At 51.7% G+C, this 11,979-nt stretch carries 7 protein-coding genes; 6 read left to right on the top strand and 1 reads right to left on the bottom strand.

What is annotated here, in order from left to right:
- Positions 1-5: 5 nt before the first annotated feature.
- The gene (locus CA13_RS17490; RefSeq protein WP_146398751.1) at positions 6-4,172 is read right to left on the bottom strand and encodes a serine/threonine protein kinase; all 4,167 of its coding nucleotides are present in this window, start codon (positions 4,170-4,172) and stop codon (positions 6-8) included.
- A gap of 357 nt (positions 4,173-4,529) precedes the next feature.
- Between CA13_RS17490 and CA13_RS17485 the strand changes: the two genes are divergently transcribed.
- From CA13_RS17485 to CA13_RS17460, 6 genes are all read left to right on the top strand, one after another.
- The gene (locus CA13_RS17485; RefSeq protein ID WP_146398749.1) at positions 4,530-5,858 is read left to right on the top strand and encodes a tetratricopeptide repeat protein; all 1,329 of its coding nucleotides are present in this window, start codon (positions 4,530-4,532) and stop codon (positions 5,856-5,858) included.
- A gap of 189 nt (positions 5,859-6,047) precedes the next feature.
- The gene (gene tssA / locus CA13_RS17480) at positions 6,048-7,193 is read left to right on the top strand and encodes a type VI secretion system protein TssA (RefSeq protein ID WP_146398747.1); all 1,146 of its coding nucleotides are present in this window, start codon (positions 6,048-6,050) and stop codon (positions 7,191-7,193) included.
- 109 nt (positions 7,194-7,302) lie between these two features.
- A complete protein-coding gene (gene tssB / locus CA13_RS17475; RefSeq protein ID WP_146398745.1) occupies positions 7,303-7,812 on the top strand; it encodes a type VI secretion system contractile sheath small subunit in 510 nt (169 codons plus the stop codon).
- 115 nt (positions 7,813-7,927) lie between these two features.
- Positions 7,928-9,433 (top strand): type VI secretion system contractile sheath large subunit, encoded by a 1,506-nt coding sequence (tssC, locus tag CA13_RS17470; RefSeq protein ID WP_146398743.1) that lies wholly within the window; start codon positions 7,928-7,930, stop codon positions 9,431-9,433.
- A 77-nt stretch (positions 9,434-9,510) separates the two neighbouring features.
- Positions 9,511-11,118: a type VI secretion system contractile sheath large subunit gene (gene tssC, locus CA13_RS17465; RefSeq protein WP_146398742.1), complete on the top strand. Its 1,608-nt coding sequence runs from the start codon at positions 9,511-9,513 to the stop codon at positions 11,116-11,118.
- Between the two features lie 48 nt (positions 11,119-11,166).
- Positions 11,167-11,976, top strand: a complete 810-nt coding sequence (locus CA13_RS17460; protein WP_146398740.1) for a type VI secretion system accessory protein TagJ — start codon at positions 11,167-11,169, stop codon at positions 11,974-11,976.
- Positions 11,977-11,979: the final 3 nt, after the last annotated feature.

The following is an 11,979-nucleotide window of genomic DNA, read 5'->3' as shown; positions in this document are numbered from 1 at the left end:
TTCGCTCAGTACTTTGCCAATTCCTTCAAGAAAAAGTCTTTCTTTGCGCGAATGTCGGGACGCGGGTTTTGGATTTGGTTGAGGGCACTCTTTAGTTGTTGGACAAGTTCTCGGTTGAATTGACGACTGCCGCTTCCTAACGCTTCACTTTTTAGAATCACATATTCAAGTGAAATGATGTGTCTTAATGGATCTTCCGCATCAAGCGATTTTGTCGCAATTGCATAACCTTGGTCGCTATGTTGTCGGGCGGTCTTTTTGTCTCCAATAATGTCGTAGACTCGCGCCGCGCGACTGTGCCACTGCGATCGCAACCTCGCAGAGTCGGCGCGGATCGTCAGCGTTGCTAACCGACCTTTTTCGGTGGCCACCGCCTGATCGCTGATTTCGTTCATCCACTGCAATGCTGAGTTCTTGGTTTGCTCCGTTCTAACGGATTTCCCGTTTACCAACATGTCGATCCACAATCCGTTGAGTTTCTTTAACGCCAATTGCGTGAATTCCAATGAGTCGCGTCGTCGCATTAGGATCGCTTGATCGATCGCACCAATTGCTTCGTTCAATAAGCTGTTCTTTTCGTCTTTTGTCACCGATGTCGAGGCACTTACAATTCCCCAACAGACATCCGCCAAGGTTTCGAGTCGGTCGTCGTTATCGGCGTGCCAGTACGGGTGAAGTCCGATCGCGTCGCGAGCATCTTCGAGTGCTTTGAGATGTACCCGTTCGCTCTGTGGGGCGTTCAACTGAGTCGCACGACGTTGCTGAATGCTTGCCCGGCAACGCAGGACAACTCCACGGAAGCCGTCGTCAATATCTTTTGTCGAATCAATCAGTTGATCGTAAAGTCGAATCGCGTCTTGATAGTATGTTGTGCTGCGGTGGCTATCCGCTTCGGCGAACCCTTTTTGATCGGCAATTCGTGCCAATAAAAAGTCGGCGCGAGGTGTGTTGCCAATTGTGACCGCCTCGCGGTGGTATTGTTGCAAAATGCGGATGATTTCTTTCGCCGCTATATCGTCTTGCTGTTCGTAACGTGACTGCATGAAAGCTTCGCTTGCCGTGCAAAGAAGGTCCGCACGATGCGGAAAATCGCTCGACGCATTGCCTGCGATTGCCCCAGCCACTTCGACATCGTCAAGCCATTGAAGTATGTCTTGGTAAATTCTGCGCCCATCGGGCTGGGCAGCCAGTTTGACGAAATTGTCACAGAACTTAGCAAAGATACGCTCGTCAACGTGATTGGGGATTCTCGGGGTTTCGAGAGCGGAAGATCGCATTCGTGGCTTTTGCTCTTGCATCACCGGTCGATAGCAGCGAACAAACAACGCTTCCCTGGACCGCTTTGATGCTTCGTGTTCTTGAAACAGGTCGTCGGTTGTTTGTGCGATACACCCCGCGCACAACAGATACGTCCATTCGGCGTCCGGTGAATCGCGATTCGAGTCAACGTGATTCGAAGCAATGTCGAAAACGGCCCGTCCAAGTTGGGGCGTCAGGTCGGTTTCCAGTCGTTCGTTGGCCAACCTTCGGTACTGTGTTAGCAATACTTTCGCGGTATCAAAATCCGCTGCCGCTACGCAGCACAATAGTCGTTCCGATGCAAGCGGCAGTTGTAATGCATCCGCACCGGCACCAAGTTTCTCTACCGCATCCAATACCATGATGGCACTTCGATGAAGACGAGAGTAACGGATGGAGTCTATCTGGTTGTCACTCGTGTCTGATGATTTGATGAGCCAGTTTAATAGATATTGTGCCGCGCGATGTCGATCTTGATCAGCGGTCTTGGTTGTCAAGTCAGCATCCATGGCTGCTTTCTGCCAAGCATCAAATGCAGATCGCGATTCACCTTGATGCCAATCCGCCCATCCGGCAGCCAATCGGTATTGTGGCTCGAGTGCAACCGGCAGTGTTGATGGTGGATCTTTTGGCAACGACGGACGCTTGTTCGCGGGAAGAGATGTCTCGTCTTTTTCTTCTATCGGATGGAGCAACCACAGTGCCATTGATGCGATCGTGGACCACTTTGAATCACTGATTACGGAAGTAGCGGCTCGCTCGGTCGCGTCGGCGAGAGGTTTGTCGAGCGGCAATCGAGACCGTTGCAACAGCAATGCGATCAGATACCGCCCATGCAATGAAATCACTGCGTTTTGGTTCGCGGAATCTTTTGGGTTTAAGCTCTCGCTTCGCTGCAAATCGGACTCGGCGAGCTGGAAATCCCAGGCAGCGTTATTCCACTGCGCGGGCCAACTGTAGGCGATTGCCAAGGCGGCTTCCGCATTTGCTTCTGGATACGCATAGTGGCCATTCGCATCAAAGTGGCGACGAACTTGGGCGACTCGCGCCGCGATCATGTCAGGACTCACCGAATCGGAGACCGCCATCTCACGCTGCAGCTGGGCTAGCGCTAGTTGGGCCAATAGTGGCTGCGTGTTGGTTAGGGGCGCCTTTGGTAAAAGCGCAATCAATAGCGTGACCATTTCATTTGCATGGTCGATCAATTCACGATCGCTCTCTGACTGATTGGTCACAGCGTGAAATTGAGCTTGCATCACGCCGCAGGCCTCTGCCACTAACGCTTCGAGGATTTTTGGATCTAAACCGTTTATCGCCTCAGGATCCGCGTTTTGAAGCAACCTGAATTGACTCACGATACGCTGAGTTGTCGAATCAATCGAAGCCGCTGTTGATCGTAAAATGGCATTCAAATCAGGCGACGGGACAGCCATTTCCCTTGATTCGCTTTCGGTCGCTTCCGGTTCCATCGGTTCAATGTTGTGCTCTGTCACCGATTCTGCTTCCGATTCGATGATCGTGTCCGGTTCAATTGGCCGCGTTTCAACGATTTCTTCTTTCTGCGGTGCCTCCTTTGGCTCTGACTCAGCGACTTCTGACGCAGAATCTGAATCGGACTCAGCGACTTCTGGCTCTGGCTCTGGCTCAACGCTCGCGGTTTCCGTCGTGGTCGTTTCTGGTTGGGGCGTTGGTTGCATGTCTGCAAAGAGAAACCACCATGCTGCGATTGCCGAGCCGACGGCGATTAGTAAGGCAGCCAAGGTCACTGGGGCACGCCATTGTCGAGGAGCCGCCGGCGGACGATCCACCGCGGATTTAAGGGCTGCGACAAAGCTTTGGCAGTCCTCGTAGCGTTTGGTTGGATCTAACCGGGTTGCTTTCGAAATGACGTCTCGCTCTTCGGGAGCAACAAGTGCAAGATCCAGTTTCCCGGATGCTTTGGCTTTTAATAGCGACGATTGGGTGACTCGATCAAACGGTAATTTTCCAGTACGCAATTCGTAGTAAGTGATCGCCAACGAATATTGATCAATCGTCTTGCTGTAGGTGCGATCAAACAGCATTTCCGGGGCCCCATAAGCGGGTGTGCCGAATGCCATTTGTGTTTGACGACTCTTTGCTACTTGGCGGGCGAGCCCGAAATCGCAGACCTGAGCTTGTCCGCCGACGACGAGGATGTTTTGCGGTTTGATGTCGCAATGATAGATGCTGTATCGCTTGTTGAGTTCGTCGATGGCCGATGCGGCGGCATTGATATAACGCAGCAGTTCATGGACCTCGATTCCATCTTGCTTTGACTCGTCGGTTTCAATGCCGGCTAGCTGATTGGCTTTTTGTTTCGATGACTGGACTTCGTGCAAGCGATCGATGAGCGTTTTTTCTCCCAATCCCATCGCGACAACCATTTGTGTGGGGATGGGATGGTCGGGTCGCTCGTCCGACCGAGCGGATTCGGGTGAAGGATGCGGAATTGGGGCGGATGTTCCCATCGGTTGGGTGGCAACGAAACTTTGGTCGTCTGCTTCGGTTTCGGATTGGTTGGTCGAGTCGAGAACCATCGTCTCGCGCAATTTGGGATCGTGATAGAACGCGGCTTCCGTTTCTGCGGCATTGAAAAGGTTGCCCCCTACGTCAAAGAACCAAACGCCGAAGAGTGGACAAAGGTTTGGATGTTTGACTTCACGGACGATCCGCAGGGCGCCGAGTTCGCGTTGGCTGCCGAGCAATTCAAGATCTTGAATGATTTTGATAGCGACTTGCACGCCGCCCGAGGCGCGCGCTACCCAAACTTCACCGGCCATTCCCGATCCAAGCAATCGAACGAGCGTGAATCCGGGAACGATTTCGTCACCGGCTCTGGCGGATATCGACATCGACGAATGCTGTCCCTTTTGATGCAGCCGAATGATCACCCAACCACACACACTTTGGCTTTTCCATTACGGACAAGCCGAACGAGGGTGATTCCGGATCCGAAGTTCATTGAAGTGACGCCAACGTGCTCATTGTAACGAATCGTCCGGTCGTCAGTGCAAGGATGAACCTGATGGAGACCAAGCGTCCGGTGTCAAATATCAGAAAATCGAAACATTTTGGTGAACTTCGAAGAGTTTCGATCGACAATTCAAGTTGAGTGCCGCTGAGCCGAATCTTCGAAACTGAGTCGAATCTTCGAAACTGAGTCGAATCTTCGAAACTGGGTCGAACTAGCAAAGAGGGGAAGCTGATAGATGAACATCCGCGAACTAACACTCGAAAGTCTCAAGGCAAACGACTTAGTCGCGGCGCGAGCTCATTGCGACGAGTGGCTACGCATCGATCCGAAAAGTGGTCAGGCGTGGCACTTGCTCGGTGTCTGTCATGCGCAAGGCGGCGAATTGGCGGACGCGATCCGCTGTTTCTCCAATGCGACGGAAAACGACCCGACAAGCTCTCTCTATCCCTACAACCTTGCAGTCGCGCAGAAGCTTACAGGCGATTTGGAAAAAGCAATTGCGGCGTTCCGTCTTGCCATTGACCGACGCGGTGACTTTTTCGAGTCGAGGATTAACTTGGGAGTGTCATTGGAGGAAGCAGGTCGAAAAGAGGAAGCGATTGAGTGTTTCCGAGCGGCTGTCGATCAATTCCCCGATTCCGCCGACGCCAATTTCAATCTTGCCAACATGCTCAGCGAGGCCGGGCGTATTGACGAAGCCGCTTGCCACTATCGCCAGGCGATTGAATTGGATCCAAATCATTCTGCGGCACACGAAAATCTGGGTCGTGCGTTTTTGGATGCAGAGCGATTCGATGAGGCGAAAGAGGTTTGGACGCAGTGGCTCAGTGAAGATCCGAGCAATGCGACGGCCAAGCACATGTTGGCGTCGATTTCCGGTGAAGCACCACCGCCGCGCTGTGACGACCAATGCATACGAGAAGCGTTTGACGAGCGATTCGCTGAAAATTTTGATCGGAAACTGGCACGCTTAGATTACCAAAGCCCTCAACTGATTGCTGATGTTCTTGAAAAAATCGAGCTGCCCAATAGAAAAGTTGACGTGCTTGATTGTGGTTGCGGCACCGGACTATGTGGGCCGCTTTTGCGGCCGCTGGCCTCGAAACTTGTCGGTGTGGATCTGTCAAAGGCGATGTTGGACCAAGCATTCAAACGACAGCTTTACGATCAACTACACGAATGTGAAATCACGCAATTCATGTCGACTCATCCATGTTCGTTTGATGTTGTGATCTCTGCCGACACGCTTTGCTACTTTGGAGAACTTGACGAGGTGCTGCGATCCGCGAGCCAGTGTTTGAAACCGGGCGGTGTGATGATCTTCACGCTTGAATCGCTGAAACCTTCAACACTGAAACCTTCAACACGGCAATCGACAGCTTCAGCGGATTTGTACCAATTGTGTCCGCATGGACGCTATACACACAGTCGTGAGTATGTTGCAGCGGCAGTTCAGGGCGCGGGTCTGGAACGGATGAAGATTAGCAAAGTGGTCCAGCGGTTCGAAATCGGGCGGCCTGTTGAAGGTTGGCTGGTTTCGGCCCGACAAGGTTCTGGCAAGTAGTTTGTGTTCTGGTGAGCAGTTGATATCGATATTTTCGTCTTAATCGCTATAGGATCCCTAGGGGGAAGCGTTGGATTGTGGGAAACGCCCGGTAAATTAGGTGTTTCGATCCTACCTTGTTCTTAGACACCGACTATTGTGGTAGGTGATCGTACTCCCAATGAGGCTACTCTAAGGTTTAGCAATAGCATGGCATCCGAACTAACACTGGATCTTGATCATCTTGTTTCGCCGATCTCCGAGGAACATCCTGCCGGAACGTATTTGCGGGAAACCAATCGCGATTTGCTGCAGCGAGCCAAGGACGGTCGCACCGAGTCGGTCTCGAGGGAACGCCGCCAGCGAGAATTGGAAATCTATAGCGAAGAAGATTTGTCGCTGATCCCCGAAGAGGATCGCCGAATCGAAGCACCGGAATGGCGAAGCGTACTGGATTGCTGTACCGAAATCATAGCCGAACACTCCAAAGATCTCTGGGTTGCGTCGTGGTTGATCGAAGCGAACACACGATTGTCAGGTTTCGCCGGTCTTCGCGATGGGTTCAGACTTGTTGCTGAACTGGTTGATCGATATTGGGATAATATTTGTCCACCACCGGATGAAGAGGAAGGCCATGTGGGGACCGTTTCTCAATTGGCAAGCCTCAACGGTGAGAACAGTCAGGGGACGTTGATTATCCCAATCGAGTCGATCCCCTTGCTGACCGTTGCGGACCATTCCGATTTGTCATTTGCTGCCTATCGTCAAGCAACCAATGACTCCGATGCGCGGCCTTCGGAGGCCGAGTTTTATGCAGCCGCGAGGAAAATTGATCCCGAGCGACTTCGGCAACATGCCGAGGATATCGAGGAAGCAATTGAAGCGTTCTCGCAGATGAATCAACTGCTTGAGGCAAAGTGTGGAAGCCATGATGGGGTTCCGGTTGCACCACCGAGTTCACAAATTGCAAGTGCATTGGCGCAATGTCAGCAAACATTTCGGCTGATTGCTCGGGATGTCATGTCGGATGATGCATCCTCGGACGCGGAGCAATCCGAAGATGATTCAGGATCGCTGGTGCAATCAGGTGCATCGACTGGCGGGGCGGGTGCGGATCCTGTTAAGAAGCAAGTCGCCAATCGTGAAGACGCGTTCCGGATGCTGCTTCAAGCGAGCGAGTTTTTTCGCAAAACGGAACCGCACTCACCGGTCGGCTACATGCTGCAGAAGGCGGTTCGGATTGGCCGAATGGAACTGCCTGACCTGCTTCAAGAGATGATCACCGATGAGGAAGTTCTGACTCGATTTGCCGAACGCACCGGCATCGATATCAAACATGAGACGGAAGAGGACTAAGTCTTTCGGAAAACCCCTCCATTGGATAGTTGCATCACACCTGCCATCGTAATAGAATCGAAGATGTGTGGGGATAGCGTCTTTCAACTACCGCTCGGGAGAAACCATCATGGCTTCTGAAAGCCAACAAACGAAACTCAGTCGGGTTCGTAAGCCTCGCGTTCACATCACCTATGAAGTGGAAACGGAAGGAGCCCAAGTTGAAAAAGAACTTCCGTTTGTTGTGGGAGTGATGGGTGACTTTTCTGGAGACCCGACGAAGAAACTTGATCCATTGGCTAAGCGTAAGTTTATCCAAATCGATCGCGATAATTTCAATGACGTACTCAAACGCATGACACCAGGATTGAACATGCGTGTCGAGAACACGCTTGCGGACGATGGTAGCGAAATGTCGGTCAATTTGGAGTTTGAAAAGATCGAAGATTTCGAACCAGCCAATGTGGTTGAACAAGTCGAGCCACTGCGCAAATTGATGGAAACTCGCGACAAACTCCGTGATTTGGCAACCAAAATCGACCGTAGCGACGATCTCGAAAACGTGCTCGAAGAAGTGTTAAGCAACACGGAGCAACTCAAGAAGCTTTCTAGCGAACTCGGGGTCAGCGAAGACGCATAGGTAACGCACCTAACGCAACACATTGGAATAGGATGTTGATTGATGTCCGTTCTTATTCACTAAGACGCGTTGTTGTCTTCTAAATACTGAAATCCATCGCACTGGAGTTTTCGTTATGAGTCCTGGCAAAGCAAAAGCCGAAGCGAGTCAAGAGAGTCAACAGGTTACCGAAGGTGTCGGCGAAAGCTTGCTGGAAACCGCAATTTCGGCGACCAAACAGACCGAGCGGTCCCGAGCCGAAGAGCTTCTTAAGACGCTAACGAGCGAAGCACTCAAAGGAACGGTCACGTTTGACAAAGACGTGATGCGAAGTCTTAACGCCGCAATCGCCGGTATCGACGCGAAGTTGAGCAAGCAGCTCGCTACGATTATGCATCATTCCAAGTTTCAACAACTTGAAGGCACATGGCGCGGCATTCACCACTTGGTAATGAATAGCGAAACGGGCGAGACGCTAAAAATTCGCGCATTGAATTGTTCCAAGAAGACATTATTCAAGGACATGGATCGTGCGGTTGAGTTTGACCAAAGTCAATTGTTCAAGAAACTCTATGAGGACGAATTTGGCACGCCGGGTGGTGCTCCCTACGGTGCCCTGATCGGTGATTTTCAATTCAGTAATCATCCCGAAGACATTGACTTGCTGACCAAGGTCAGTGGCGTGGCTGCGGCCGCGTTTTGCCCTTTCGTCTCGGCCGCTGACCCCGCACTGTTCGGCTTTGACGACTGGACGGAAATGACCAAGCCACGCGACCTGTCGAGAATTTTCGATGCTGTCGAATACACCAAATGGAAAAGTTTCCGAGAGAGCGAAGATAGCCGTTTCTGTGTTTTGACGATGCCCCGAACCTTGGCGAGGTTGCCCTATGGTCAGAACACAAAGACGATTGACGAGTTCGACTTCGAGGAAGTCGAGGTCGGCAGCAAAGGTGAGTCGATCCATGTTGAACATGACGAGTTCTGCTGGATGAACGCCGCCTATGTGATGGGAACGAAACTGACCGATGCGTTTGCAAAGAGCGGTTTTTGCACTGCGATTCGTGGAGTAGAAAATGGCGGCAAGGTCGAAGATCTACCAGCCTACATCTTCAAATCCGATGATGGTGATATGGACTTGAAGTGTCCAACCGAAATCGCAATCACGGATCGCAGGGAAAAGGAACTCAGTGATTTGGGGTTCTTGCCGTTGTGCCATTTCAAGAACACCGATTACTCTGTCTTCTTCGGTGCACAAACATGCCAAAAACCAAAGAAATATGATCGTGCTGCCGCGACGGCGAACGCTGCGATCAGTGCTCGGTTACCCTACATTATGGCGACGAGTCGATTCTCTCATTTCTTGAAAGTAATTGCGCGAGACAAGATCGGTTCGTTTATGGAAGCGACCGATTGCGAAGCATGGTTGGATCGTTGGATTCACAATTATGTGACCACCGACCCGAACCCGTCCTCGGAAATCCGGGCGCGCTATCCGTTGGCCGAAGCTAAGGTTCAAGTCCGTGAGATCCCGGGTCAGCCTGGTTCTTATAACGCAATTGCGTGGATGCGACCGTGGTTGCAAATGGAAGAGTTGACAACCAGCATGCGAATGGTTGCCAGCATCCCGAAAATGGGCAGTTAGTTTCAGTCTAACATTCATGCGACGGGCCTCCGTGTCCGTCGTTTTTTTCATGAGCGGCCTTTCAGGGCCGTTGTACAATGAGGGTTCGTGCCGTGCTCGATGCCGATCCTAGTTCAAATGCGATGCCCACGCATGAACCGCATGCCGCGCCTGACGCGGTCGCTGATTCATTGATGGACATCGTGCTTACTCAATTAGATTCGGAGACGACTTCGTCCGAGACAAGAGCGAAAACCCGTGCCGATTCAAGGGGGGCTCTTGATGCATTTTTGAATGCTAAGCAAGTTAGCGAGGCATTAGAATTATGGCTGGGAAAGAGTTGGCGAGAGAATTCTCGGTACGATAGTGCGGAAGCAACCGCAACCCGTTTGTCCGCTGACATTGCTGCGATTGATGCGATGTTAAACGAACAGGTCAACGCGATTTTGCATGCGCCAAAGTTTCAAAAACTTGAAGCGTCATGGCGTGGTTTAGCTTTTCTCGTCCGTCGAGCGGATGATGAAAGTGATCCACTAATCAAAATTCGTATGCTGTCGGTCAGTTGGGCTGAATTGGAAAAGGACTTTGAACGCTCGGTTGAGTTTGATCAAAGTCAACTATTCAAGAAGGTGTACGAAGAAGAATTCGGAATGTCTGGTGGCGAGCCGTTCGGTTTGTTGATTGGCGATTACGAGATCAATCATCGCGTCACCCCCAAATATCGACACGACGATGTTTCCATTCTGCGTTCGATTGCAGGTGTGGCGGCGAGTGCGTTTTGTCCCTTTTTATGTGCGGCCAGTCCCGACTTGTTGGATTTCGAGTCATTCTCGGAATTACAAATCACGCGAGACCATCGGAGGCGACTCTCACAAGCAGATTATCTCAAATGGAATTCCCTCCGTGATCAAGAGGACTCTCGGTTTGTCGGCGTTTTGCTGCCTCGTATTTTAATGCGCGGCCCTTATGGCGATGATGGAAGCCGCATAGACCGATTTATTTTTTCCGAGGATGTTAGTAAGCCCGACGGTAGTGGCTACTTGTGGGGCAATCCGGGGTACGCATACGCCGCAGTGACGATGCGTTCTTTCGCAACGAGCGGGTGGCTAGCCGACATCCGTGGCCTGCGTCAGAACGAGGACGGTGGTGGGTTGATTCGTGATCTGCCATCATTGAGTTTTCCCACCGACTCACCTGGGGTGATTCCCCGTCCGGTCACAGAGATTGCTGTGACTGATTCGCTTGAGCGGCAACTTAGCGATTTGGGACTGCTGCCACTTTGCGATTGCAAAGATACGCCAATGGCAGTCTTTGCGAGCGGTCAATCGCTGCAGCGTGCAAAGACATACGATGAAGCGAATGCAACGGCGAATGCGAAAATTAGTGCGATGTTGCCCTACATGTTGACCGTTTCCCAATTCGCACACTACGTGAAAATAATCGCCCGATCAAAAGTTGGATCGTTTACCACGGCAGAGGAGTTGGAGCGAATTTTGCACGATTGGATTGTTGATTACGTTACGACCGATCGCGAAGCATCGGCGTCGGTCAAGAGCAGCAAACCGCTTCGTGAAGCAGATATCTCGGTGCAACCCGATCCCGGTCGACCTGGATCCTTTCGCTGCCTTATGCGATTGGCACCGCACTATGAACTTGATGAGATGGTCGGCAGTGTACGCTTAACCACAATTTTGGGAAGTGAATAGAGTTCCTCCACGACTCCGCTTTGCGGATACCACAACGAAAGCATCACAATGAACATGACACCGAGTGAGCTCTACCAAGCTGGGCAACTTGACGAAGCGGTTAAAAAGTCGATTGAGTTGGTGAAGAAAAACCCGGCCGACAGTCATTTGCGTTTTCAGTTAGCCGAGTTGTCCTGCATTGCCGGTGACTTGGAGCGTGCCGATCGTCAAATGGAAACGATTTCCACGCAAGACCCGCAAGCGGCGATGGCAGCGGCGCTGTTTAGGCAACTTGTTCGCGCTGAGATGGCGCGTCGCGAGTGTTTTTATTCGGGCCGGATGCCGGAATTTATCGGCGCACCTTCGGAACAACTGCAAAACCATGTACGCGCAATCACGGCGATTCGCGAAGGCGACATGACCGAGGCGGCCAGATTGATCAACGTATCGGCGGAATCGGCACCAGAGCTTCCCAGCGGATGGAACGTTAATGACAAAACCGTTACGGAACTTCGCGATCTTGATGACGTGCTTGCTCCCGTTTTGGAAGTGCACACGTCGACGGGCAAGTATTTTTGGATTGATTGGAAACAAATCATTGCACTCGAAGTTCACCCGCCAAAACGATCGATCGATTTGCTTTGGCGGCAAGCGTCATTGGCGATTGAATCGGGGCCAGATGGCGAGGTCTATTTGCCAGCGATTTACCTTGAATCGGACAGCGAATCGGTGGCAGACGCCAGTTTACGATTGGGGCGTAGCACCGATTGGGTCGATGTGGGTGAGTCGATCGTTCGAGGGCGAGGTCAGAAGACCTTGCTTGCCGGCGAAGAGGATTTGCCGTTAATGAGTTTGGTCACGATCGAGCCAGTGGAGTAGACA

The sequence above is a fragment of the Novipirellula herctigrandis genome, from assembly GCA_007859835.1.
In the GTDB taxonomy this organism is placed as follows: Bacteria; Planctomycetota; Planctomycetia; order Pirellulales; family Pirellulaceae; genus Novipirellula_A; species Novipirellula_A herctigrandis.
This window is presented reverse-complemented; position numbering and strand designations above follow the sequence as displayed.